Origin of the sequence: Massilia sp. CMS3.1 (assembly GCF_051262535.1) — a bacterium.
GTDB lineage: Bacteria > Pseudomonadota > Gammaproteobacteria > Burkholderiales > Burkholderiaceae_D > Telluria.
This window is the reverse complement of record NZ_JBIMES010000007.1, coordinates 230,639-254,382: the sequence shown is the minus strand read 5'-3', so window position 1 is coordinate 254,382 and position 23,744 is coordinate 230,639. Positions and strand designations below refer to the sequence as shown.

At 62.8% G+C, this 23,744-nt stretch carries 30 protein-coding genes; 16 read left to right on the top strand and 14 right to left on the bottom strand.

Going from position 1 to position 23,744, the window contains the following annotated elements; genetic code table 11:
- Positions 1-35: 35 nt before the first annotated feature.
- From ACHAC9_RS13750 to ACHAC9_RS13740, 3 genes are all read right to left on the bottom strand, one after another.
- On the bottom strand, positions 36-1,295 hold the full coding sequence (locus ACHAC9_RS13750; RefSeq protein WP_435760563.1) for an AI-2E family transporter: 1,260 nt from the start codon (positions 1,293-1,295) through the stop codon (positions 36-38).
- Positions 1,296-1,340: 45 nt separating this feature from the next.
- On the bottom strand, positions 1,341-1,655 hold the full coding sequence (locus ACHAC9_RS13745) for a BON domain-containing protein (protein WP_435760562.1): 315 nt from the start codon (positions 1,653-1,655) through the stop codon (positions 1,341-1,343).
- 61 nt (positions 1,656-1,716) lie between these two features.
- Entirely contained in the window at positions 1,717-2,307 is a 591-nt protein-coding gene (locus tag ACHAC9_RS13740; RefSeq protein WP_435760561.1) for a hypothetical protein, read from the bottom strand.
- 192 nt (positions 2,308-2,499) lie between these two features.
- Here ACHAC9_RS13740 and ACHAC9_RS13735 point away from each other — a divergent pair, with 192 nt between their 5' ends.
- Both ACHAC9_RS13735 and ACHAC9_RS13730 read left to right on the top strand, forming a co-directional pair.
- On the top strand, positions 2,500-2,958 hold the full coding sequence (locus tag ACHAC9_RS13735; protein ID WP_435760560.1) for a glycine zipper 2TM domain-containing protein: 459 nt from the start codon (positions 2,500-2,502) through the stop codon (positions 2,956-2,958).
- A gap of 67 nt (positions 2,959-3,025) precedes the next feature.
- The gene (locus ACHAC9_RS13730) at positions 3,026-3,475 is read left to right on the top strand and encodes a hypothetical protein (RefSeq protein ID WP_435760559.1); all 450 of its coding nucleotides are present in this window, start codon (positions 3,026-3,028) and stop codon (positions 3,473-3,475) included.
- Between the two features lie 134 nt (positions 3,476-3,609).
- Here the strand turns inward: ACHAC9_RS13730 and ACHAC9_RS13725 are convergent, their stop codons facing one another.
- The 6 genes from ACHAC9_RS13725 to ACHAC9_RS13700 are packed head-to-tail and all read right to left on the bottom strand — an operon-like array spanning position 3,610 to position 6,744.
- The gene (locus ACHAC9_RS13725) at positions 3,610-4,008 is read right to left on the bottom strand and encodes a hypothetical protein (protein ID WP_435760558.1); all 399 of its coding nucleotides are present in this window, start codon (positions 4,006-4,008) and stop codon (positions 3,610-3,612) included.
- Between the two features lie 24 nt (positions 4,009-4,032).
- Positions 4,033-4,419, bottom strand: a complete 387-nt coding sequence (locus tag ACHAC9_RS13720; RefSeq protein WP_435760557.1) for a phage holin family protein — start codon at positions 4,417-4,419, stop codon at positions 4,033-4,035.
- Between the two features lie 20 nt (positions 4,420-4,439).
- Positions 4,440-4,772 (bottom strand): DUF883 family protein, encoded by a 333-nt coding sequence (locus ACHAC9_RS13715; protein WP_435760556.1) that lies wholly within the window; start codon positions 4,770-4,772, stop codon positions 4,440-4,442.
- Positions 4,773-4,813: 41 nt separating this feature from the next.
- Positions 4,814-5,353, bottom strand: coding sequence for a ferritin-like domain-containing protein (locus ACHAC9_RS13710; protein ID WP_435760555.1), 540 nt, complete (start codon positions 5,351-5,353; stop codon positions 4,814-4,816).
- Positions 5,354-5,381: 28 nt separating this feature from the next.
- Positions 5,382-6,305 carry an OmpA family protein gene (locus tag ACHAC9_RS13705; RefSeq protein WP_435760554.1) on the bottom strand — a complete coding sequence of 308 codons (924 nt, stop codon included), beginning with the start codon at positions 6,303-6,305 and terminating at the stop codon, positions 5,382-5,384.
- A 58-nt stretch (positions 6,306-6,363) separates the two neighbouring features.
- The gene (locus ACHAC9_RS13700) at positions 6,364-6,744 is read right to left on the bottom strand and encodes a DUF4398 domain-containing protein (RefSeq protein ID WP_435760616.1); all 381 of its coding nucleotides are present in this window, start codon (positions 6,742-6,744) and stop codon (positions 6,364-6,366) included.
- Positions 6,745-6,949: 205 nt separating this feature from the next.
- Between ACHAC9_RS13700 and ACHAC9_RS13695 the strand changes: the two genes are divergently transcribed.
- The 3 genes from ACHAC9_RS13695 to ACHAC9_RS13685 all read left to right on the top strand — a co-directional run bounded on the left by ACHAC9_RS13695 (position 6,950) and on the right by ACHAC9_RS13685 (position 9,672).
- Positions 6,950-9,013, top strand: coding sequence for an AsmA family protein (locus ACHAC9_RS13695; protein ID WP_435760553.1), 2,064 nt, complete (start codon positions 6,950-6,952; stop codon positions 9,011-9,013).
- Positions 9,014-9,115: 102 nt separating this feature from the next.
- Positions 9,116-9,430 (top strand): BON domain-containing protein, encoded by a 315-nt coding sequence (locus ACHAC9_RS13690; RefSeq protein ID WP_435760552.1) that lies wholly within the window; start codon positions 9,116-9,118, stop codon positions 9,428-9,430.
- A gap of 20 nt (positions 9,431-9,450) precedes the next feature.
- Positions 9,451-9,672 (top strand): glycine zipper 2TM domain-containing protein, encoded by a 222-nt coding sequence (locus ACHAC9_RS13685; RefSeq protein WP_435760551.1) that lies wholly within the window; start codon positions 9,451-9,453, stop codon positions 9,670-9,672.
- Between the two features lie 92 nt (positions 9,673-9,764).
- Here the strand turns inward: ACHAC9_RS13685 and ACHAC9_RS13680 are convergent, their stop codons facing one another.
- Positions 9,765-10,121, bottom strand: coding sequence for a winged helix-turn-helix domain-containing protein (locus ACHAC9_RS13680; RefSeq protein ID WP_435760550.1), 357 nt, complete (start codon positions 10,119-10,121; stop codon positions 9,765-9,767).
- Positions 10,122-10,215: 94 nt separating this feature from the next.
- Here ACHAC9_RS13680 and ACHAC9_RS13675 point away from each other — a divergent pair, with 94 nt between their 5' ends.
- Complete coding sequence (locus ACHAC9_RS13675; RefSeq protein ID WP_435760549.1) at positions 10,216-10,761, top strand: hypothetical protein; 546 nt, start codon at positions 10,216-10,218, stop codon at positions 10,759-10,761.
- A gap of 500 nt (positions 10,762-11,261) precedes the next feature.
- On the opposite strand, the gene ACHAC9_RS13670 is transcribed toward ACHAC9_RS13675, so the two are convergent.
- Positions 11,262-11,993: a Crp/Fnr family transcriptional regulator gene (locus ACHAC9_RS13670; RefSeq protein ID WP_435760548.1), complete on the bottom strand. Its 732-nt coding sequence runs from the start codon at positions 11,991-11,993 to the stop codon at positions 11,262-11,264.
- Positions 11,994-12,213: 220 nt separating this feature from the next.
- On the opposite strand from ACHAC9_RS13670, the gene ACHAC9_RS13665 reads away from it, so the two are divergent.
- From ACHAC9_RS13665 to cls, 7 genes are all read left to right on the top strand, one after another.
- Entirely contained in the window at positions 12,214-12,993 is a 780-nt protein-coding gene (locus ACHAC9_RS13665) for a glycine zipper 2TM domain-containing protein (RefSeq protein ID WP_435760547.1), read from the top strand.
- Positions 12,994-13,249: 256 nt separating this feature from the next.
- On the top strand, positions 13,250-13,492 hold the full coding sequence (locus ACHAC9_RS13660; protein ID WP_435760546.1) for a hypothetical protein: 243 nt from the start codon (positions 13,250-13,252) through the stop codon (positions 13,490-13,492).
- A gap of 90 nt (positions 13,493-13,582) precedes the next feature.
- Complete coding sequence (locus ACHAC9_RS13655; protein ID WP_305822721.1) at positions 13,583-13,729, top strand: lmo0937 family membrane protein; 147 nt, start codon at positions 13,583-13,585, stop codon at positions 13,727-13,729.
- Positions 13,730-13,896: 167 nt separating this feature from the next.
- A complete protein-coding gene (locus ACHAC9_RS13650; protein WP_435760545.1) occupies positions 13,897-14,565 on the top strand; it encodes an OmpA family protein in 669 nt (222 codons plus the stop codon).
- Between the two features lie 189 nt (positions 14,566-14,754).
- Positions 14,755-15,117 carry a hypothetical protein gene (locus ACHAC9_RS13645; protein ID WP_435760544.1) on the top strand — a complete coding sequence of 121 codons (363 nt, stop codon included), beginning with the start codon at positions 14,755-14,757 and terminating at the stop codon, positions 15,115-15,117.
- 219 nt (positions 15,118-15,336) lie between these two features.
- Positions 15,337-17,478, top strand: coding sequence for a site-specific recombinase (locus ACHAC9_RS13640; RefSeq protein WP_435760543.1), 2,142 nt, complete (start codon positions 15,337-15,339; stop codon positions 17,476-17,478).
- Complete coding sequence (cls, locus tag ACHAC9_RS13635; protein WP_435760542.1) at positions 17,475-18,863, top strand: cardiolipin synthase; 1,389 nt, start codon at positions 17,475-17,477, stop codon at positions 18,861-18,863. The genes ACHAC9_RS13640 and cls overlap by 4 nt, the downstream gene beginning before the upstream one ends.
- Positions 18,864-18,917: 54 nt before the next feature.
- On the opposite strand, the gene ACHAC9_RS13630 is transcribed toward cls, so the two are convergent.
- The gene (locus ACHAC9_RS13630) at positions 18,918-19,754 is read right to left on the bottom strand and encodes a metallophosphoesterase family protein (RefSeq protein ID WP_435760541.1); all 837 of its coding nucleotides are present in this window, start codon (positions 19,752-19,754) and stop codon (positions 18,918-18,920) included.
- 19 nt (positions 19,755-19,773) lie between these two features.
- Positions 19,774-20,505, bottom strand: coding sequence for a phosphatase PAP2 family protein (locus ACHAC9_RS13625; protein WP_435760540.1), 732 nt, complete (start codon positions 20,503-20,505; stop codon positions 19,774-19,776).
- 137 nt (positions 20,506-20,642) lie between these two features.
- On the opposite strand from ACHAC9_RS13625, the gene ACHAC9_RS13620 reads away from it, so the two are divergent.
- The 3 genes from ACHAC9_RS13620 (at position 20,643) to ACHAC9_RS13610 (ending at position 23,197) form a co-directional block, all read left to right on the top strand.
- Positions 20,643-20,855, top strand: coding sequence for a hypothetical protein (locus ACHAC9_RS13620; protein WP_435760539.1), 213 nt, complete (start codon positions 20,643-20,645; stop codon positions 20,853-20,855).
- A 182-nt stretch (positions 20,856-21,037) separates the two neighbouring features.
- Positions 21,038-22,045, top strand: coding sequence for a sulfate ABC transporter substrate-binding protein (locus tag ACHAC9_RS13615; protein WP_435760538.1), 1,008 nt, complete (start codon positions 21,038-21,040; stop codon positions 22,043-22,045).
- Between the two features lie 105 nt (positions 22,046-22,150).
- The gene (locus ACHAC9_RS13610; RefSeq protein WP_435760537.1) at positions 22,151-23,197 is read left to right on the top strand and encodes an SDR family oxidoreductase; all 1,047 of its coding nucleotides are present in this window, start codon (positions 22,151-22,153) and stop codon (positions 23,195-23,197) included.
- A 67-nt stretch (positions 23,198-23,264) separates the two neighbouring features.
- Here ACHAC9_RS13610 and ACHAC9_RS13605 read toward each other — a convergent pair whose 3' ends face one another.
- Positions 23,265-23,702: a hypothetical protein gene (locus ACHAC9_RS13605; RefSeq protein ID WP_435760536.1), complete on the bottom strand. Its 438-nt coding sequence runs from the start codon at positions 23,700-23,702 to the stop codon at positions 23,265-23,267.
- Positions 23,703-23,744 lie beyond the last annotated feature (42 nt).

Below are 23,744 nucleotides of genomic sequence, written 5' to 3'. Positions count from 1 at the left end.
GCGCGGAGTCCGACAGGATCCGCGCCGTTTTTCAATTACTCGCCCAACAACTCCGCGATCACTTCCATTCCCTCGACCCGCTCGGCAACCGTCTTGAGGATCACGACCACCGGCACGCCAAGCAGCAAGCCCCACATACCCCAGAGCCAGCCCCAGAACAGCAGGCTGACGAACACGGCGGCCGGGTTCATCTTGGCGATCTTGCCCGTCATCCAGGTAGTGACGACCATGCCGACCAGGGTGGCGATGCCCATCGAGGCGCCGGCGACCAGAATCACCATGCGCAGCGATTCGAATTGCATGAATGCGACCAGGCCGGTTGCGGTGGTGATCAGGAGGGGACCGAAATACGGCATGACGTGCGCCACGCCGGCGAAGATCGCCCAGGCGCCGGCGTTGTTCAGGCCGATCGTGCGCAGCGTCACCCACATCAGCAGCGCCAGCAGGATGTTCGTGACCAGCAGCATGAACATGTAGTTCTGGATCGAGGTGTTGATGTCGTCCAGGATGTGGACCGTGACTTTTTTGCGCGTCAGGGACGGACCGGTGAGCTTGACCAGCTTGCGCTTGAAAGTGTCGCCTGCCAGCAACAGGAAAAACACGAGGAACAGCACCATCGTGGCCTGGGTGAGGAAGGCGGCGAGACCGACCGAACCGGCCAGCAGCCAGTCCGTAATGCGAAACGCGGGCGAGGCCGGCTGCGACAGCGTGGGGCGGCGCTGGATCAGGCGCGCATCCTTGTTCTGGCCGACGCTTGCGGTGGCCTTTTCGATCTCGGCGGCGGCTTTCTGCATCTGCTGGAAGGTCGAGCCCTGGCCGGTTGCCGCACTGGCCATCAGCCTGGTGACCTTCTGGGTGAGCGTAGGCAGTTCGTCGATGATGTTGAAGAATTCGTCTTGCAAGCGGTACATAGTGGCACCGAGTCCGCCGATCAGGATGGCGGTCACCAGGGTCGCACCGATGACGCGCTTGATGTGGATGCGTTCGAGCCAGCGCACGACCGGACTGAGCGTGTAGGCGATGAAGATGCCGAGCAGGAGCGGCACGAAAAATTTTTGCGCCCACTGGAGTGCAAACACGAAGGCGACGGTCGCCAGGATGCCAAGCGAAAGTCCGCGGGCATTGACGTGGATGGGAAGACGCAGGGCGCCGGAGTGCAGGGTGATATCGCCCGCGCCGGAGACAAGCTCCGACTGGGCGATGTCCGCCGTCTCGTGCGTAACGAGCGGCGGTGCCTCAGGGGCGGCGGAATTGTTCGGATCGGCGAGAGCCGAGCCAGGACTGGCGAGATGCATGTGTTTGCCAAATAAAAGTTGCCGGACCGCCGCCCAGCGGCGGGATTATTTCACGCGGATGTCATTCTTGACCGACGTTACGCCCTTGATGCCACGTGCGACTGTCACAGCGCGCTGTGCATCTGCAGGCTGAGCCACAAAGCCCGACAGCTGAACGTCACCCTTGAAGGTTTCGACGTTGATCTCGGTTGCCTTGACGGTTGGGTCAGCAGCGAAAGCAGCCTTCACCTTGGCGGTGATGATGCTGTCGTCGACGTATTCGCCAGTGCTTTCCTTCTGTGGGCCCGAAGCGCAGCCTACCATGGTGAAGGCGAGTGCGCCGGTAAAGATGGCGGTGGCGAGACGTTGGGTGATTTTCATGATGGATCCCTTTCTGGGGTTGGTCAAAGTAAATATTGCTCTTGTGAGCGAATCCGGTACGTTATTTGCCGTACGCGGTTTTTGCGGCGTCGACGCACTGGTCTTTCGCCGCGCCGGCAAACGCGTCGCACTTCTCGAGTGCGACGCGGTATTCCGCCGACAGTTTGTCTTCACGCGCATTGCTGCGCGCTTCGATCATCTTGCGATCCGCCGTGGCATCGGCCTGGGCGGAGATTAAAGTCGCCTTGGCCTGCTTGATGCACACATCGCGGGGATTGCCCGTTACCGCGCCGCAGCGCGCCTTGTCGCGGTCGTAATTCGCGTCGGCGATGCGCATGCGCGCCTGGGTATAGGATTTCAGGGTGTTCTTGTAGGCGGCGCCTGCCTCTTCCTCGACCCGCACGCGTTCGGCTTTCACTTCGGCGATGCAGACATCGCGCGGGTTGCCGGTGACGGCGTCGCAGCGGGCGCGCGCCACCTTGTAATTGGCGGCGGCCATGTCGCGCGCCGTGTTGTATGCGGTCTTGGCGTCAGGCACCGGAATTGCCTGTACCACAGGCTGCGTCACAGGTTGGGCGCGGGCCTGGGCCGACCACATCAGGGCGGCGCCGACGATCATCAGTGTGTGGACATTTTTCAGCTTGCTTGTCATGTTCTTGTTCTCCGTGTGGCTTGACCTTGGTGATGTTTTACGCTGATTGCGGGGCTCTCTCTGTACGCTGTCGAACACAACAGGATATGTCGGATCGATAATGTTGCTTCGGCAATTCAGGGTGCGGCATCGCACAGACCCGGCTTCTGGACGCTCTTATTCTTGACTCACACTTATTGCCAGGAGAAGAATATGAAAGCACCACGCACTCTCGTCGCCGCAGCCGTTGCCGCCGTCGCCCTGCTCTCGGGCTGCGCCAGCTCGCCCATGAACAACAATGGCTACAACAGCGGCTATAACAACGCCGCCGCGATGGGCTACGGCACCATCGAGTCGATCCAGGTCACTCAGGCCGAGAACCGCACCAGTGGTGGTGGCGCGGTGGTCGGCGCCCTGGTTGGCGCATTGGCCGGCAACCAGGTCGGCAGCGGCAGCGGCCGTACCGCCGCAACCGTCGCCGGTGGCGTCGGCGGCGCCTTGATCGGCAATAACGTCGAAAAGAACCGCAATGCCACGGGCGGCCAGGAGATGTACCAGGTCAACGTGCGCATGGATAACGGCGAATACCGCACCGTGGTCCAGGACAGCGTTTACGACCTGCGCGTGGGCAACCGCGTGCGCATGGTCGACGGCCGCGTCTACCGCTACTGATCGGTATGAAAGGCGCAGCCTCGGCTGACCTGCACATGGCGTCTCGGGCCCCGCGCCGGATGCGGCCATGCAGAGCCTGCCGCGCCGACGACATCACCTGACGCAGCATCGGGCCGGCATTGCCGGCCCGTTTCATTTCGTGGAGGTAAAGATGAAGGTGCATAGCGATGTAAAACATGTGTTCAGCGCGGCCCTGCTATTGGCGGCCAGCGCCTTGGCTGCCGCGCAAAACAGCAACGACGCGATGGTGGCGCCTGCCGCGGCGAGCAAACAGACGAATGAAATCGCAGCGGGCGACCCGGCACGCTGGCATCGCGAGGATGTGACAGTCCAGCAGCGCTCTCATTCACGTCAGAAAGAAATCAGCGCGGCGCTTGCTGAAGCGAAGAACGCCTGCCGCCAAGGTCCCGCGACGGAGCGCCCGGGCTGCCTGAAAGCAGCGCAGGATACGTGGAAAGAAGAAATGGCCGCGGCGCGTGCGGAGGCCGGCGTGCAGCCAGGAACCCGGACCCGTTAACACGGCGGCAGACAAAAAAAGACGGCGTCCAATCAATGATTGCGACGCCGCTCAAGCCCCACCATATTCCTTGCCCATCAGGCCCGGTGCCGGAACCCTGCTCGATGGCAGCCGCGGCCGCCATCCGGTTTGCTTCAGAGCGCGCGTTGTGCGCGCCGTTTCTTCATGTACCAGCTGGCCACGCCGATCAGTGCGGCACCAGCCAGGGCTGGCTTGACCAGCCGGCGCTGGCGGACGAAATTGAATGCGGTCAGCGCGTAAGGCATCAGTACCGCGATGCTCGTGCCCGTAGGTTTCAGCAGAGCATCAGCCCGGGCCCGCAATGCCCACGTGGCCTGGTCCAGAGCAGAATGTAACATGACTTCGGGCCGCGCGCCGTGCTTTACCTGTGCCTTGGCGTAGGTGATGCCGGCGCGATAGAACTCGCCCTCGCGCAGCAACTCGGCCTTGCGCTTGACCGGGTCCGTGCTGTGCTTGTGGCCAGCCAGTCCGGTCGGTTCGTCCTGGTGATGCTTGTGGTCGTGTTTTTCCATGTTCCCTCCCCTGTAGGTGGCCGCTTAAAGCAGCGCGTCGCGGTCGTTCCGGAGTTCTTTCATCGTTTCCGGGAAGGCGAGCTTACCCTGCTTGAGCAAAGCCAGTCCCTTCATCACGAGAGCGGCCGTGATCGCCAGAAACACCAGGAACATCACCAGCAGGATCTTCCAGCCCCAGCTGTCCCAGGCCAGCATCACGATAGTCGCGGTGCCGTAGGCCAGTGCGAACCACACGGCGAGAACGGCGCCGGCGAAGATCGCCAGCAGTTCGATCGCGTGGTTACGCACTTCCGACATCTCGAGGGCCGCTAATTCCAAGCGGGACACGACGAGGCCGAACAGGTTTTTCGCCAGGCCGGAGATGCCGCCGATGAGTCCGGGACCATGCACGACGGTTTCGGTCTTTTCCATGGCCTTATCTCCGGCGAAAATTATTTACGGCCCAGGAAGATGCCGACCAGCAGGCCGACACTTGCTGCGGCAGCGACGGTACGCCATGGGTTGTCTTTAACATAGACATCGGCGGTCTCGGCCAGTTCCTTGCTCTTGATGACTGCTTGACCTTGATACTGGCTGGCCTTGCCCATGGCGCGGTCCAGCAGCTCCATGCCGCGGTTGCGCATTTCGTCGGCTTTTTCGCCGGTCAGCGAGGTAGCGGCGGAGAGCAGTGCCTGTGCGTCCTTGACCAGGACCTTCATGTCGGCGCTGGCCCTGTCCAGGTTGGTGTCGATCGAATTGCCGGTGCGGGTAGTGGTGTCTAGCATGGTGAACTCCTGTTGTAGGTTGTGTGGTTGGTGTTAAAAAATCAAGGCACGAGAAAATCGTGCATGTCGTCGGCGTGCTCTTCCTCGACGGCGAGGATTTCGATCAGCATCTGCTTCGTGGTCGGATCCTTGTCGCCGATCGCCAGGATCATCTGGCGGTAGGATTCGATCGCGACGCGCTCGGCGATCAGGTCGGCACGCACCATTGCCTGGGTGTCTTCCGAATCGTCGTACTCGGCATGGCTGCGTGCCGTCAGCGTGGCCGGATTGAAATTCGGCGAGCCATTCAGCTGCGCGATGCGCTCGGCGATGCGGTCGGCGTGCTCCTGTTCTTGCTGGGCATGTTCGAGGAACTCGGCCTTCAGGGCGCCGTTGTTGGGGCCGCTGACGGTGTAGTAGTGGCGCTTATAGCGCAGCACGCACAGCAATTCGGTGGCGAGCGCGTCGTTCAGCATGGCGATGACCGCTTCGCGGTCAGCCGCGTAGCCCGCGGTGACGGCGCCGTCGTCGAGGTTGGCTGCTGCGCGCCGGATCGCCTCGATGTCGAAGCCATGCCCCAGGGGCGTCTTGCTCTGTTCCATGACGTTTCCTTAAAAATGCATCAGTAAATTAACGGGTGGCCGAGCGCGGCGCAATTGGTGCGTTGCCGTTCGACAGCACGACTTCGACGCGGCGGTTCAGCTGGCGGTTGGTTGCCGTGTCGTTACCGGCGACCGGGAAGGCTTCGCCATAGGCCTTCATCGCGACGCGCTCGCGCGCAACGCCCATGCTGCCCATTGCCGTGGCGACCGCATTCGCGCGGCGCTGCGACAGGTCCTGGTTGTAGCTCGAGCTGCCGGTGCTGTCGGTAAACCCTTCGACCAGCACAGTGCGCTCAGGGTTCTGCGCCATCACGTCGCCCAGCTTGCGCAGGGTCGACATTCCGTTCGGAGTCAGGTTCGCTTCGTTGGTGGCAAACAGCACGTCGCCAATGGTGACGACCAAGCCACGCTCGGTTTGCTTCGCGTTCAGGTCGAGCAGCATGGCCTCTAACTTGGCAGTGCGTTCGGCCATCGCGCGGGTCTGATCCTGAGCGGTGGCAGCCTGCTGCTGGGCCATGGCGGCCTGCTGCTGGGCGGCTGCAGCTGCAGCTTGGGCTTCGGCGGCGTCGCGTTTGGCGCGGTCGGCTTCGGCGGTGCGTGCTTCCAGGCGCACTTCGTTGCGCTGGCGCGATGCATCGGCGATGTTCGCTTCGGCGGCCTTGGCGCGCGCCACTTCCTGTGCGGTGGCGATCTTCTGCTTGGCGACATAGGCCAGGCGGTCGATGTCTTCCAGGCTTTCCTTCTTGGCGGCGGCAGCGTTGGCGGCATTGAGCGCGTCGCTGGCCTGCTTGAACTCAAGCGGTGCGTAGCTCGACACCTGCGGGTTGTTATTGGCGGCGACGAAATCGGCGCGTGCCTGGTCCAGCTGCGGCGTCGTGGTCGGCGTCGTGCTGCAGGCTGCCAGCAGGATGGCGCTGGCAAGGACTGCCGGTTTCAAAAAACGTGGTGTCATGGTCTTCCCCTTCGGTCATGGCGCCAGTTAGGCGCCTTGGCGTTAATTTGAGCGTGGCTTACTGGGTGTTGGCGCGGTCGACTTCCTGGCGCAGCACGCGCAGGTCTTCGTTCAGCGCGTTCGACGCTGCGGTGGCCTTGGCCGAATTCGACTTGCTCTGTGCCAGCTGTGCATCGGCCTGGGCCTGCATCGCCAGTTCGCGCGCCAGCTTGTAATCCTTCGACGCCAGGGCTTCGTTGGCGCGCATCATCTTCGCGCGCGCTGCCGTGATCTCGGCAGGAGCCAGCTCGGCGGCGCCCGCCTGCACTGCGTTCTCGACTGCATTGCGCGACACCGCGACGTCGGCCGTGGCCGGTGCCTTCTGGCTGGCGCAGGCGGTTAACAACAGCGCTGCGGTCAGTGCCGTGGCACGGCCCAGCTGGTGCATCGAACGATTCATGTTCATGTGATTCTCCTGAGATGTAAGCAACTTGTTAACGTTATAAGCCTGTTATCGGTCGAGTTCGGTTCGCTGCCGCACATAGATTGCATATCGATCCCGGAGCGCCGATGCTCATCCGCCGCACCGTGCGACACCGCACATTGATGACCGACGCCTTTGCGCTAAGCTTGGCCGCAAGACCGGTACCCAACGAAGGATCGTCATGCCCGATACCACACCACGACACGACGCCGGCCACAAGCACGGCGGCAAGAAAAAGAAAATTTTGCTTGGCCTGCTGGCCACCCTGATCGCGGTTCCGATCATCGCCATCATTTTTATCCTTACCTTTGATTGGAACAAGGCGCGCCCGTGGCTCAATGCGAAAGTGGGCGAGGCCATCGAGCGCCCGTTCGCGGTCCGCGGCAACCTGGCGGTGGAATGGGAAATCCCGGCCAAGCGCATGGCCAAGGCCGACCGCCACCTGCGCGACTGGCTGCCCTGGCCGCACCTGATCGCCAATGACATACACGTTGGCAACCCGGCAAACATGAAGCAGATGGACATGGCGCGCGTGCGCCAGTTTTCGTTCTCGCTCAATCCCCTGGGCCTGCTGCAGCGCAAGATCGGGATCCCGGTGCTGCGCTTCGATTCACCCTATGTCGAGCTGCAGCGCACCGACAGCACCCACTACAACTGGGTCTATAAAAAGAAGGACACCGAATCGAAGTGGGAACTCGACCTCGAGCGCGTGGTGCTGACCGACGGCGTGGTGCGCGTGATCGATGCGCTTACCAAGGCCGACATCACGGCCAATGTGCAAACCCTGGGCAAGGACACAAAATACGGCGTCGGCTTCAAAGTCACCGGCACCTACAACGGCGCCCCGGTCACTGGAGGCGGCAAGCTCGGCCAGGTGCTGTCGCTGAAGGACCAGAACACGCCCTACCCGATCCAGGCCGACATGCGCAGCGGGCCGAGCCGCATTGCGATCGAAGGCACCGTCACCAGCCCGGCCAGGCTCAAGGAAGTCGACCTTCAGCTCGAGCTGGCCGGACGCAGCATGGCGCGCCTGTACAACTTCACCGGCATCACGCTGCCGGAAACCCCGGCCTTCTCGACCTCGGGCCGCCTGCGCGGCGAACTCGATCGTGAACATGGGCGCTGGACCTACGACAAATTCAAGGGCAAGGTCGGCTCGAGCGACATCGGAGGCAAGCTCGTGTATGAAGGCGGCAAGCCGCGCGGCAAGCTCTCCGGCAATGTCGCGACGCGCAAATTGGTGTTCTCCGACCTGGGTCCGCTGATCGGCGGCGACTCGAACGAAAGCAGGAAGGCGCGCGGCGTCGACACCGTGCAGCCGGGCGGCAAGGTACTGCCGGTCGAACAATTCCGCACCGAGCGCTGGAAGGCGATCGACGCCGACGTGCGTTACGGGGCCGAGCAGATCATCCGCGACAAGGCGCTGCCGATCAGCAAACTCTCGACCCACCTGATCATGAAGGATGGCGTTATCACGCTCGCCCCACTCGATTTCGGCGTTGCCGGCGGCACGCTGCGCTCGACCATCCGGTTGGACGGCAGCGGCGCGAAAGGCAACACGATCGCGGCCACGGCCAAGGTCAGCGCGCGGCACATCCAGATCAAGCAGCTGTTCCCGACGATCGAGAAGATGCAGGCGACGGTCGGCCAGATCAATGGCGACGCCCAGCTGTCGGCCACCGGCACATCAGTCGCGGCCCTGCTCGGCTCGTCGAACGGCGAAGTCAAGGCGCTGGTGAACCAGGGTACGATCAGCAAGATGCTGCTCGAACAGATGGGCCTGAACGTGGGCAACATCATCGTCACCAAGCTGTTCGGCGACAAGCAGGTGCAGCTCAATTGCCTGGCGGCTGATTTCAACGTCAACAAGGGCGTGATGCAATCGCAGGTATTCGTGGTCGACACCGCGGAAGCCATCGTGAACGTCAACGGGACGATCAACCTGGCGAACGAACAGATGGACCTCACCATCAAGCCGGAAACCAAGGCGCTGCGCCTGTTTACGCTGCGCGCGCCGCTGTATGTGCGCGGCCCGTTCAGCAAACCCGACGTCTCGGTCGACAAGGGTGTGCTGGCCTTAAAAGCGGGCGGCGCGGCTGTGCTGGCAACCATCGCGGCGCCGGTGGCTGCCCTGCTCCCGCTGATCAACACCGGTCCGGGCGAAGACAGCGACTGCGGGCGGCTGGTGGCGCTGGCCAAGCAAAAGCCGACGGCCCCGCCGCCGGGCAAGGCCAGGGCGCGCTGATGAGCAAAGCAGTGCGTGTGTGTGTTGCCGAACAGACTCTGCGGTGCGCCATGCATATTCTGTAGCCAACGCTGACACAGGAAGACGGCATCAAGGATACGCATGACGCATTGGACACCGGCCCTGGCCTTGCTGGCGGCCCTGATACTCGGGGGACCGCTGGCAGGCTGCGGCAGCACCGGCAACTTGCTGGCGACAAGTGTGAAGGTGGACGATTTCACCATCACGCTTGGCGTCAAGGCTGCGATCAAACGGAGCACGGAACTCAAGGCTGCGGACATCGATGTCGCCACTCGCGAAGGCATCGTCCAGCTGAGCGGCTATGTCCACTCGGCGGAAAACGTGGCAACCGCAGCATCGGTTGCACGCACAGTGAAGGGCGTGAAATCGGTCAGGAATGACCTGCGCCTGAAGTAAACCCATCCAAGGAGATTATTATGAAAAACATCAAACACCTGGCAGTGAGCGCTACCCTGGCTACCCTGGCACTCGGCCTGACCGGCTGTGCCGGCATGTCGCATCAGGACAAGACCACTGCGGTTGGCGCTGGCGCCGGCGCCGTGATTGGTGGCGTCCTGACCGGCGGCAGCGCAATCGGCACGGTCGGCGGCGCAGCTGTCGGCGGCGTCATCGGCAACCAGGCCGGCAAGACCAACTAAGTTTTTACCTTGTAGCACCTTTGGTAAATACATACAAAAACCCCGCTTGCGCCTGCGCAAGCGGGGTTTTTGCTTCGTGGGCGTCGCTTTCTTTATTTATCCGGGCTGGTCGCGCGCAGCATGCACTGCGACAGCCGGTCGAAGTGGAGCAGCGCAGCCTGGGTCAGTTCAATTCGCTTGCGCCGCGTGTCTTCGGTATCGGCAAGCATAATCCAGCCCTTCTGGCGCATTGATTTCAGGCGGTTGTGAACAGTTGCCGGGGCACCCAGGTCCTGGTTGCCCATCACGTCGCGGACCGACAGGCGTTCGTCGGTCTGTCCGGCGCGGGCAACCAGTTCGAGAATGCGCTCTTCCAGGGGATCGAGTTCAGGCAGGGAGGGCAGCCCGCGTAAGGCCTGGCTCAATTGCAGGAAGCGCAGGTAGATATCGGCGGGACGGGTCTTCTTCATGATAATGTCGTTGCAAACTCGGCAGCTGTCATGACGCACGATCGCGTCCCTCTACCGGCTGGTTGAGGATTATTGTACTGTATCGACAATGATGATGAGCCAGCTCAAATTAAACATACTGATGATCAGCGCCACGATCCTGATGTTCCTGATCGCACTGGCCATCAACGAACTGCTTTTTACACGCCTGGAATTTGCACCCGGCATCAATTGGATCTATTTGCCCGCAGGCGTTCGGCTGCTGAGCACACTGCTATTTGCCGAAGCGGGAGCAATCGGCCTGCTGCTGGTATCGTGGGCAGTTTGCTTTTTTTATTTTTTCCCGAACGACCCGGTCCGCTCATTCATGGGTGGCATCCTTGCCAGCGCCAGTCCCTATCTGGTCTATCTCGGCATGCGCTACCACTTCGGTTTGCAAGCCGCGCTGACCAACCTGACACCAGCAAGATTAATCGTTTGTGCGCTGGCGTTCTCGGTCGCCAGTCCCCTGCTCCATCATCTTTGGTTCGCGCTGTACGAGGACAGGACGGATTTGGTCCACAGCTTCCTGGTCATGGCAATTGGTGACTTCTGCGGCACTATTACTGTTCTTTACACTGCCAAATTCACTCTTGCACGGACAGCACCCGTGCGCGGTTAAAGCGGCAATGCCATGCGCATGCCACTGTGCGTGCAAGGTATCGCGCAGGTTCTCCGCTTCATAGCGCAGTGCGAGCACGACAGGGTCAAGCGGGTTCGGCCAAGCATGTACGAGTACGTCTCGTAGCCGGTTGTCGAGCTCGTGCATGCGCCGTTCGAATACCTCCGGTGGAGCGGCCCGATCGGATTCAAGATTCGGGCCAGCCACTTTGCGCCACAATTCCTCCAGGTCGAGTTCGATCCCATAGCTACGCGCGGAAATCAGGTTTGCTTCCTCGATCAGATGCAGTGCAGTATCGGTGAGTGGCCACATGCTGGAAACGATGCAAGGTTGGTAGCCGGCGCCCCCGGCGCGCTTTGTGACAAGCGGGCAGCGGTTCGGGAACAAGAACCGCTCCAGAAATCATAACATTAAACGGGACCTTGCGCGCCGCCGAGACCACCCGGGATCCTCGTTCTAGAATTTGTCACGGCATGTTCAGTGAAAGCAAGCTGACCACCTTACACAAAGGCACTCGACAAGGCCCCCGCTCCCGCATCCTTGACGATCTCGTAGCAAGTGCACGACGCCGCCGCCAGCCCTTCGGCATCGAGGATCTCGATATTGCCGCGGCTATAGATAATCAACCCCTGCTGCTGCAGCGCGCTGGCCGCCTTGGTGACGCCAACGCGGCGCACGCCCAGGGCATGGGCCAGGAACTCGTGGGTGAGGTGGAATTTGTCGGACTGCAGGCGATCGCGGGTGATCAGGAGCGAACGCGCCAGGCGCGCCTCGAGCACATGGAAGCGGCTGCAGACGGCGATCTGGATCGCCTGCGCCAGCAGGGTGTCGGTGTAGCGGTACAGCACCCGTTGCAGGGCGCCGTTGCGGGCGAATTCGGCGCGGAAAGCAGCGCTGTCCATGCGGCTGGCGCTGCCCGGACGCTGGACCACCGCGCGCACCTGGGCCGTTTCATGACCGAGGGCGACGGTAGCGCCGAGCATGCCTTCGCGGCCCACCAGGCCGACCTCGAGCGTCATGCGCCCGCCGGCCACGCCCAGCAGCGAGATCAGGCAATCGTGCGGGAAATAGATATACCGTATAGGATTACCCGCCTCGCCCAGCACCTCGCCGGCCTCGACATGCACCTGGTCGAGCATGGGCAGTACCTGGGCAAGCTCCTGCGGCGGGAGCGCGGCCAGCAACAAATTGGCGTTGTGCTCGGCGACGTCGGGAGGAGCAGCAAAGTTCATCGAATCCTCGCGGTGAATGGGGAGTCCGGCAAGGGCCGGAAAACTCGTTACGGATACATTTACAAACAACTTCGATCAGGTTAAATGCTCTGATAGGGGGTGTATGTTCGGTGACGCACGGAATACCTTGTTGTTCCTAGGGACAATGTTTACATCGGCCGGCGCCATGCCGGTTGACGCGGAAAGCACCTGCCAGACCGCAACCAATGGAGAACAAGCCATGAACAACATTCCCACTCCACGAGTGCGCAGTCAGCACCATCCCCAGCTCCTGCTCGCCGCGCTCGCGGTCCTGCTGTTCTCCCTGATCGGCACCGCTGCCATCATGGGCTGGATTCCTTCTTCCATCGGCGGCAATGCGAACCGCCAGCTGAACGAGGCCGAGCGCGCAGCGCTGGCGTCGACCCTGCCGCCGGCCGGCCAGGCCGTTCCGCTGTCTCCGGCCGCCAACATGGCGCAGCTGGCACCGCAAGGCACGACGTATGCCGCGGCGCCGGCCGCAGGGCCGTCCTATCCGTCCCAGCAGGTAGCCCAGGGCTACGCTGCGGCGCCTGGCCAGGCTTACGCGCCGGCACCAACCCAGGCCTATGCACCTGAACCGGCACCGGCCCCGCGCACGATTGTCAAGCAGAAGCCGGTGCAGGTCGCGGCCGCCGAGCCGAAATGGTGCGGCAATTGCGGCAATATCGAATCGGTGCGTGCGATCAAGCAGCGCGCCCAAGGCAGTGGCCTGGGTGCAGCCGGCGGCGCCGTCATCGGCGGCCTGTTGGGCAACCAGATCGGCGGCGGTACCGGGCGCCAACTGGCGACCGTCGCCGGTGCGGTGGGCGGCGCCGTGGTCGGCAACCAGGTCGAAGGCAATATGAAGGCCACCACCAGCTACGAAATCCGGGTCCGCCTGGACGACGGCACCCTGCGTACTTTCAACCAGTCTAGCCAGCCGCAATGGCGCAGTGGCGACCGTGTGCGCATTGTCAAGGGCCGCCTGCGCGCCGCCTGATACCGCTCTACCCCAGTGTTGAATGAAGCCGGCCGTCCGCAAGGAATGCCGGCTTTTTTCATATCAACAACCCCGATGGAGGCCCGATAATCCAGCAAACGCCCAGGCCTTGAGTTTTTCCTCACGGCAACGTGCGCCAGCGCACGGAAGTACTGCTGAGCTACCCCGAGAATGGCTGGGCGCAACAGAAGCGCCTGCACGCACGGGCCTGCCGCAGCCCACGCCACCCATTCCAACTTCGCATAAGGGGAGCACCATGAACAGCCTTGCATGGATAGGCATCATCGTCTGGGGTCTGGTCGTCACGGGTGTCGGACTGGTCTCGGCCTCGCCGCCGCCCGAGCAGACGGGCGAGCTGGCGGCGCACGACGTCTTTTTCCTCGTCAGCGGTGGATTGCTGACCTGCCTGATCGGGATCGTCGGCCTGCTCGGCTTCATGGGCTGGATTCCGGGATTGCGCAACGCCCGATTGCGGAACGAACAAAAATCTGGCGCATAATGTACGCCAGCGAACGGTGATGCTGAGCTTGGAGCGCAATACTTGATTCACCCCGCCAACATCGGCGCAAACCCAGTGAGGAGACTCATCATGCTGTACACGATTGCAATTGTTCTGGTCGTTTTGTGGCTGCTCGGCCTGGTTACCTCCTACACCATCGGTGGCTTCATCCACATCCTGCTCGTGGTTGCCGTCATCATGATCCTGGTGCGCCTGATCAGCGGTCGAGGCATATAGAAAAGCCGCATGCAGTACCATACTGGTTGTATTGGGTCGTGCCCGGCTGCGCCTCGCATGGCCGGATACCGACCAGGCACAACCGAACCAGGTTGACCAATCCGTTTCGTGGCCGTACCCACAGGGCGCGCCTACGAAACGGATTTCTTTTTTTTCAGGAGTTCATCATGACCACATACTTTACTAAATCCGCCGTTGCCGCCACCATCCTCGCCCTCGGCGTCTCCGGTTGTGCCGACATGAGTGCCACCCAGCGCGGCACCGCCACCGGCGCCGGCGCCGGTGCGGCCCTCGGCGCACTGATCGGCGGCACCACCAGCGGCGGCGGCTCGAATCGCGCCGCCAAGGGCGCCGTCCTCGGCGGCGCTGCCGGCGCCGTGATCGGCAACATCTGGTCCAAGCGCATGGAGCAGCAGAAGCAGGCCATGGAACAGGCAACGCGCGGCACCGGCGTGGAAGTGACCCAGACCTCGGACAATCGCCTGAAAATGCAGATTCCGAGCGACGTGTCGTTCGATACCGGCCGCTCGGACATTAAGCCGAACTTCCAGCCAGTGCTCGAGCGCTTCGCAACCACGCTCAACGAGAACCCGGCGACGAACGTCGTCATCATCGGCCACACTGATGCCACCGGCAATCCGGGCATCAACCAGCCGCTGTCGGTCGACCGCGCAGCCCGCACCCGCGACTACCTCGCCGGCCGCGGCGTGAACCCGTCCCGCATCACGATCGAAGGCCGCGGCGAGCGCGAGCCGATCGCTTCGAACACCGACAACAACGGCCGCGCACGCAACCGCCGCGTCGAGATCTATGTCGCCGAACCAGGCCGCGGTTAATTTGTTGCCATAAGCTTTACTGCTGAAGCGAGCCGCCCCGTGCAAACCGGGCGGCTTTTTTCCGCCTGGACAAGCTGCCCCATGGCGAGAGCGTCGTCGTCAAGACTGTCGTATTGCTGCAAACCCTGCAGTTGCACAGCATGAACGGGGTGTGAGAGCGCGTTCCGGGCCCTCTGGCGCCCCTCGGCAGTGGCGGCCTGGAGCCTGCTGTTCACGCCAGTGTTCGGCTCCCTGCTCCTGATATACAACTGGCACGTGCTGGGACAGGCGCATGCGGTCCGTTCGGCGCGCCGCTGGCTACTCGCCAGCATGGCCGTGCTCGTGCTGGAACTGCTGGCCGGCGCTGTCAACGAACGCGTCAACGGCAGCACGCCGCTGGCGCAACTGATCGGGGCTGCCTGGCTCGGGCTGTGGCTGCTGGCCGCCGCGGCGCCGCAGTGGCAGCTGGTGCGGCGCGCTTCGGTCGTCGCTATGCGCGGCGCGGCTGGAACGGGGCGCTGGGCATGGCGGTGGTGTGCGGCGTGGCATGCTGGGGCGCGGGATTCACGTTGACGCGCCTGTTGCTGGCGGTTACCTGACCCGGACCCCGGCTTATCGTTTACCGGTACTGCATCTCTCTCCCGCAAGTCCACACGCCGCGTTAACGCAGCTTTCGCCCATCTCTCCTGACATTTGTTTCCCAGCGGCCACATCGAGCTGCTGTGTACGCTGCCGTACCAATTCCTGGCGGCCACAAGGGTACACTGTCGCCTACAGGGAAATGGACATTGTATGCTTGACATTCTTGAACGCATCGACCCGCACGGCGACCGCATTGACTTGCTGATCGAGCTGGCCGATGGCCTGCGGCCGAGCCGGCGCCATCTCGGCCATGCGCGCGCGGCCGTGCGTACGCTTACACAACTGCTGCGGGGTAATCCGACGCAGGCCTGGGCGCTGCGCAGCTATATCGTCACGCTGCTCGAAAAACGCCGCCACACGAGCCTGTACAGCGACATCGGCATCCTCTCGAACGACGGCTTCTTCACCGAACTGAAACGCCGGATCGCCTGGCGCCTGCTGCCGCCCGCGCTCGACGACCTCTACCTCTCCGACGCCCTCGACCAGGTGCTGTATGCGGAGGAAGACCATCGCTGGATCCGCTCGGTGCCGGACGCCGACTGGCTGGCCCTGTTCGACGTCGTCGCAGACGCCCCGCCCCCCAAGGATGCCGCGCCCGACCGCGCGCGCCTGGTGACGACCATGGGCATGCTGGACGCCATCCGCACCCTGTCCTGCCGCGTCTGCGCGCTCGGTCTCGAGCCACGCCTGGTGCACAGCTACAGCGAAATCGAGGATTTCGATTCGCCTTTCCTGATGCAGAACATCGAGGTCAACCAATACCTCGACGAGTACGCGCGCTTCCTCGAAGAGAGCATTGCCCATCCGGGCGACCCGCGCCATCTGCTGGTGATGCTTGACCAGTGCGACGACGTGGTGGCCAAGATCCGCCGCAATTCGCTCTCCTTCGGCACCAGCGTCGCATTGACCTATGTGCTGCTGGCTATTACGCAGAGCATCGGTCGGCTGCGCAAGCTGCTGTTCCTGGTCGACCTTAGCGAGTCGGCGCTCGGCGAGACGCCGCAGACGCTGGCCGCCCCGCCAGCCCCGGCCGACGCCGCTCCCGTGGTTCCGTCCGAAAGCCGCGCCCTGGTGACCATTCCGGCCCAGAACGAGCAGCGCCCGGTCAGTGCGCAACGCGCCGCGGCCCTGGCCCTGGCCCAGGAACTGGTCGAAGCCCACAACACCAAATACAAGGTGCGCGGCCTGTTCAGCGCGAATATCCACCTGCTGGCGCGCAACGTCACGGAAAACGCCAGCCGCACCGGTGAGCACTACATTGCCGAGAGCCGGGCCCAGCTGCGCAGCATGTTCAAGGCTGCGGCCGGCGCCGGCTTCATCGTCGGCTTCATGGCGATGTTCAAGATCTTGCTGGGTTACCTGCGCGCCGCGCCCCTGGTCGAAGCTTTTCTCTTCAGCATGAACTATTCGTTCGGCTTCATGCTCGTCCATATGCTGAGCTGGACCATTGCGACGAAGCAGCCGGCGATGACGGCCCAGCGCATCGCCGCCGGCCTGCACAGCCCCGATGGGCGCAGCATCGATTTCGACCGGATGGCCGAACTCGTCAACAAGGTATTCCGCACCCAGATCGTGGCCGTCCTCGGCAACGTGATCGTCGCCTTCCCGACCGCGCTGGTGATCGCGATCGCCTACCGGCAGATGATGGGCGAGCACCTCGTCACGCCCGACAAGGCGCTGCACCTGCTGCACGACATCGACCCGTTCGGCACGCCGGCGCTGTTCTACGCCGCTGTGGCCGGGGTCTGGCTGTTCGTGGCCGGACTGATCTCGGGCTACTACGACAACAAGGCGCTCTACACGCGCATGGGCCAGCGGGTGCGCCAGCTGCGCTGGCTGGGTGCTCTGCTCGGGATCGAGCGGCGCGACCGGCTGTCGCGCTATGTCGAGGACAATTTGGGCGGCCTGATGGGTAACTTCTTCTTCGGCATCCTGCTCGGCACCACCGGCACGGTCGGCTTCCTGCTCGGCCTGCCGCTCGACATTCGCCACGTGACCTTCTCGACGGCGAACTTCGCCACCGCCCTGGTCGGACTCGACTATCGGATGAGCTTGCCGATGGTGGCCAATGCCTTGGCCGGCGTGGCGCTGATCGGCGCGGTCAACCTCCTGGTCAGCTTCAACCTGGCGCTGTGGGTGGCCTTGCGCGCCCGGAATATCCGCTTTACCCGCAGCGTCCTGTTGCTGCGCGCACTAGGCCGGCGCTTCCTGTATGCGCCGATCGACTTCTTCATCGGGCCAAGGGATGCCGACATGGTCGACATCCCGACCTCAACCAAGGGTAACAAATGAACAAACGACGCATCACATGGTGGATTGCCGTTCTCGGCCTGATCGGTGTGATGGCGTCCTGCCGCACCCTGCCCGATGCCGACAAGTTGCCTGAAACGGCGAAAAAGACCAACCCGACGATCGAGCACGCGAGGGGCACGCTGTCGAAGGGACAGACTTCGGCGCTCTTGCAGCGGCGCTGGGCGAATGCGACGGCCGACCTGAAGCAGCTCGCTGTGCTCGAGGAGCAGGCCACCGGCTTGCCGCTGATCGCCGGCAACAACGTGCAATTGCTGTTCGACGGCCCGGCGACGATGCGCGAGATGATGGGGGCCGTGCGCGGCGCCACGACCTCGATCAACCTGGAAACCTATATCTTCGACCAGGATCCGATCGGCCTGCAGTTCGCCGAACTGCTGATCGAAAAGCAGCGCGAGGGCGTCATCGTCAACGTCATGTACGACAGTGTCGGCACGCTCGGCACACCCCAGGCTTTTTTCGACCGCATGCGTGACGCCGGCATCAACATGGTGGCATTCAATCCCGTCAATCCGGCCAAGGCCAAGGGCAACTGGTCCATCAATAACCGCGACCACCGTAAACTCATGGTGGTCGACGGCCGCGTCGCGTTCACCGGCGGCATCAACATCAGCAGCGATTATGCGAACAGCTCGCTGTTCCGGTCACGCGCCAAGCCCGGCAAGGTCGACAAGAACAAGATCGGCTGGCGCGACACCCACGTGAAAATCGAGGGGCCCGCCGTGACGACGCTGCAATGGGCGTTTGTCAACGCCTGGGTGCGCCAGGAAGGCGGCGAGCTGGCGCCACGCGATTATTTCCCGCGGCTGGATCCGGCCGGCGACAAGTTCGTGCGCGTTCTGGCCACCGAGCCGGGCAGCCATTCGGAAATCTACAAGTCGCTGATGGTCGCGATTAACGAGGCGAAAAAGTCGGTGCACATCACCTCCGCCTATTTCGTGCCCGACCAGCAGATCGTCGACGCCATGATCGCCGCCGCCAAACGCGGCGTCGATGTGAAACTGGTGCTGCCGGGCGTGTCGGATCACGGCCTGGTGATGTATGCCGGGCAGGCATTCTACGAGCAGCTGCTGGCCGGCGGCGTGAAGATCTTCCAGCTGCAGGTGGCGATCCTGCACGCCAAGACGGCGGTGATCGACGAAGCCTGGTCGACGATCGGCTCGGCGAATATCGACCGCCGCAGCTTCATCCACAATCACGAGCTCAACGTGGTGATCATCGATCCGGCCTTCGGACGCGAGATGGAGAGCGCCTTCAATGAAGACTTGCGCGATTCGAAACAGGTCACGCTCGAACAATGGCGCGGCCGTCCCCTGGCCGACCGCATCAAGGAATGGGCGGCGCGCCTGACCGAGTACTGGATCTGATACCGCGAAAATGACGAGGCCGGCTTGATGCCGGCCTTTTTTTGATCGCCTGCCTCAAATACCTGCGGCCAGCATCCCCTCCGCCGCCGGCGACCAGATATTCCCGCGACGCAGGAATTTTTCGGTAAGGATGACGCGGAAGGTATTGCTCAGCGAATCCCAGCCATAACGGTCGACTTCGAGCCGCTCATGCTCGACGCGCAGCAGGTTGAAGGAATTGACTTCTCCCCTGCCCCGCGTCGAGGTCGCCGTACCCGCCTGCACCACCAGTGCCGCATAGGCATCGATCTGGTAGCGCGAAGCCGTGCTGGCCGCATGGCTGACGTGCATGTGCCCGGCCAGCAGCACATCGACGCCGCATTCGGCGAACACTTCCATTGCCATCGGCGCGCGGTCGACCAGGTCCTGCTCCTTGAACGTCGTCGGCAGGTCGAACGGGTGGTGGGTGACGACGATCCGCGTGATGTGCGGCGCGAGGCCGTCGAGCTGCGCGTGGATGCGTTGCACCTGCTCCTTGTTCACGCGCCCATCCTTGATCGTCAGCGAGCGCGCCGTGTTCACGCCCACCACGGCGATTTCGTCATCGACAAAAACCGGGTCGAGGTCGTCCGTGATGTAGCGCTTGAAGCGGTCCAGCGGCCTGACGAAGCGCCGGAACACGTTGTACAGGGAGATGTCGTGGTTGCCCGGCACCACGATCTGCGGGCCAGGCAAGGTGTCGAGGTAAGCGCGCGCCTCTTCGAATTCTTCGGTGCGGGCGCGCTGGGTCAGGTCGCCGGAAACGACCACGACATCGGGCGCAATCGAATGGATCAGGTCGTGGAGCGGCCCCAGCAGGGCCTGGTCGACACGCCCGAAATGCAGGTCGGACAGGTGGATAATGGTTCGCATTCAGTATATTCCCAGGTGATCAATAGTCGGTTTGTCGTGCACGAGCCCCCTGGCGCCGGCGCAGCGTCGCCACGCCGGTCACGCAGATCGCCAGCCAGGCGCAGGCCTCAAGCATGCCCGCCAGCACATCGGACAGGTAATGGGCGCCCAGGTACAGGCGCGAGCCGGCCACCAGCAGCACCATCGCGCAGGCCCCCGCCACGATGGCGGCGCGTGCCGGCCAGCTGTGCGCGCGGCGCGTCAGGTAACAGGCCAGCACACCATACAGCAGGGTCGCCGCGACCGTGTGCCCGCTCGGGAAGCTGTAGGTGCTCAAGGCCAGGATCGGTTCGTCGAAATGCGGGCGCGCGCGCTCGAACGTATGTTTCATCGCGACGTTCAGCAGCATCCCGCCCGGTACGGCGGCCAGCAAGGTCAGCATCCAGTGGCGCGCATCGCGCCGCACCAGCCACCAGCCGGCCAGGGCAGCCAGGCTCAATACGCCGGGCGTGCTGTGCAGGTGCGTCACCCCCAGCAGGAAATTGCGCAGCAGCGCACTGTCGTGGGCATGCGCGTGCAGCCAGGCAGCCAGGCGCAAGTCGACTTCGGTGATCGGCGCGCCATCGACGACGGCACCGGCAATGCGCGCGAAACCGGCCATCGCCAGCAGTAGCGCCAGCACGCCCAGCGTCAGGTGCAGGCCGAACTCCTCCTGCGGCGAAAAGCGCGCGGCGGCGAAGCGGTGCAGGCGGGTGGTCAAGGATTTGTTCATGGAAGGATTCGGGCCGATGGCAAAAAAACTACACATTAAAGATTTTACTGTGGTTATGTACAGTAACTGTGGATTTATACAGTAGTTATGCTATTCTGGTTTCACTGACCAACATAATTCAAACAAAGGAAACGTCGATGACCACTCTGAACAACTCTTTCGGCCTGGAATACGCTCCTACACCTTTTCTTATGCGCATTGGACGCCGCGAAATCCTGCTCACCCGTGACTTCCGCAAACGCTTCTACCCGATCAATCCGATCATGGAGTGCGATACCGGTGTCGAGCCTGGCCACGTCGAGGTCCTTTTCTTTGGCCGTTGGCTCCTGATCCTGTCCAAAGCGCACTGATAGAGCGGGCAGGATGCCGGCACAGCGCCAGTATCGCCCGGCCGGCATGTTGTTGCCAACGCATACACGCTTGGCGCAACGGTTGAAATTCGCATAACCATAGCTGAAATCATTCGTTTTCTTCGGATGAGCGGGGCAATACCCTAGCGGTAACCCTGTTCCAACTCATCCGAAAGAAACGTATGTTCAAGAAATTTGCTCAATCGCTGGTAGCCGTCGCGCTGCTGGCCCAGTCCGCTGCTTTTGCGGCCGACGTCACCCTGCTGAACGTCTCGTACGATCCGACGCGGGAGCTGTATCAGGACTTCGACAAGGCTTTCGCCAAGCACTGGAAGGGCAAGACCGGCGACAAGGTCACCGTGCGCCAGTCGCATGGCGGCTCGGGCAAGCAGGCCCAGGCGGTGATCGACGGCCTTTCAGCCGACGTTGTCACACTGGCACTGGCGTATGACATTGATGCTATCAGTGAACGCGGCCTTATCGCGCACAACTGGCAGGATCGCCTGAAGAACCGCAGCGCGCCCTACACCTCGACCATCGTGTTCCTGGTGCGTAAAGGCAATCCGAAAGGCATCCGCGACTGGGGCGACCTCGTCAAGCCGGGCGTCTCGGTGATCACCCCGAACCCGAAGACCTCGGGCGGCGCGCGCTGGAACCACCTTGCGGCCTGGGGCTATGCGCTGCGCCAGCCGGGCGGTACCGATGCCACTGCACGCGAGTTCATCAACAAGCTGTACAAGAACGTGCCGGTGCTCGACTCGGGCGCACGCGGCGCCACCACTACCTTTGTCGAGCGTGGTATCGGTGACGTGCTGCTGGCCTGGGAAAACGAGGCGCTGCTGGCGCTGCGCGAACTCGGTCCGGGCAAGTTCGAGATCGTGGCGCCGTCCGTGAGCATCCTGGCCGAGCCGCCGGTGGCCGTGGTCGACAAGGTCGCCGACAAGCGCGGCACGCGTCCGGTCGCCCAGGCTTACCTGGAATACCTGTACAGCGACGAAGGCCAGGACATCATCGCCAAGAACAACTACCGTCCGTCGGTCGAGAAGTTCTCGCGCAAGTACGCCTCGCAGTTCCCGAACATCAAATTGTTCACGCTCGACCAGGTGGCCGGTAACTGGACCAACGCCCAGAAAGCCCACTTCGCCGATGGCGGTGTCTTCGACCAGGTGTATAACCCGGCCAAAAAATGACTTGAAATCGACGACATGGCCACGACTGTATCAGTTCGATAAGTCGTGGCCTGCCCGCCCCCGCCGGGCAGTCCTTCCCGTACTACCCGTGGAAAGGAAGCCCTCATGTCAGCAAAACTTCGCAACATCAACGAACAAGTGATCGTCATTACCGGCGCCAGCAGCGGCATCGGCCTCACCACCGCCCGTATGGCCGCTGAACAAGGCGCAAAACTCGTGCTTGCCGCGCGCAATGGCGAGGCGCTCGACCAGCTTGCCAGCGAACTGCGGCGCCAGGGTTGCCAGGTGGCGACTGTCACCGCCGACGTCGGCAACGCGCCTGATGTCGAGCGTATCGGCCAGACTGCGCTCGAGCGCTATGGCCGCATCGATACCTGGGTCAACAATGCCGGCGTCGGCACCTTCGGACGCCTGGAAGACGTGTCGCTGGAAGACCACCAGCGCCTGTTCCAGACCAATTTCTGGGGCGTTGTGAACGGTTCGCTGGAAGCGGTCAAGCGCATGAAACCGCGCGGCGGCGGCGCCCTCATCAATGTCGGCAGCGAAGTGTCGGACGCCCCGGTCCCGCTGCAAGGCATGTATTCGGCCTCGAAGCATGCGGTGAAAGCCTTTACCGACTCGCTACGCATGGAGTTGCAGAAAGAAGAGGCGCCGATCTCGGTCACCCTGATCAAGCCGGCCGCGATCGACACCATGTTTGCCGTGCACGCCAAGAACTACATGGAGAAGGAAGCGATCCTGCCGCCACCGGTCTACGCGCCCGAGCTCGTGGCTAAAGCCATCCTGCATTGTGCAAGCCATCCGAAGCGCGAAGTGTTCGTCGGCGGCGCCTCCAAGTTCGTCTCCGCCACCCGTGCCCGCATGCCACGCCTGATGGACCGCTATGTTCGCGCGACAATGTTCAGCCAGCAAAAATCGAAGTTCGACAAGATGCCGGGACGTCCCGACGCCCTGCACGCGCCGGACCCGACCCATGCGCTGCGCGAGCGCCAGGGCATGACCGAGCGCAGCGTCAAGGAAACCTCGGCCTATACGGCGCTGAGTCTGAACGCGAAACCCCTGATGACGGCCCTGCTGGGCGGCGGCGCCCTGTTCGCGGCCTGGAAACTGGCGCAGCCGCAATTGGCACGCCGGCGCCTGACCCGCACTTGAGCGGCAGATGTTTGGACGTGAAAAAGGCGCGCAGATTGCGCGCCTTTTGCGTTGTTGCGGCAGACGATTATTTGTCGTCGTCCTTGCCAGTCGGGGGGCTGCTCGCCAGGAACTCGGTGTCTTCTTCCGTCAGCGGCAGGTCGGGAATCGATTCGATGCGGTCGGTATCGATGTCGGCGCCATCCTTGACGACGGTATCGCGTCCGGCGGAAGCGCGTTCGCCGGTACCGCCCGCGTCGCTGTCACTCGAGAAATTCGCGTCGCCGACGTCAGGGCCCGCCGTGTCGCCGGCATGGCTCGCCTCCATATCGGAGTTTGTACCCTCGTCCAGATGGAGCAGCTGGTCGTCGTCGAGGTTGGTCGCAAAGCCGGGACCGCCGACCACGTCGCTGCCTGTATCGGAAGTGTCGCTCGGTCCGAGTGAATCAATGCCATGGCCTTTGCCAAGGCTGCGGTCTGCACTCTCCGGAAAGTTGTCCGGATCGAGGGTACTAATACCAGTCATGATGCCTCCGTGAAGATGGTTGTCGGATAGTTCAGAGATCGT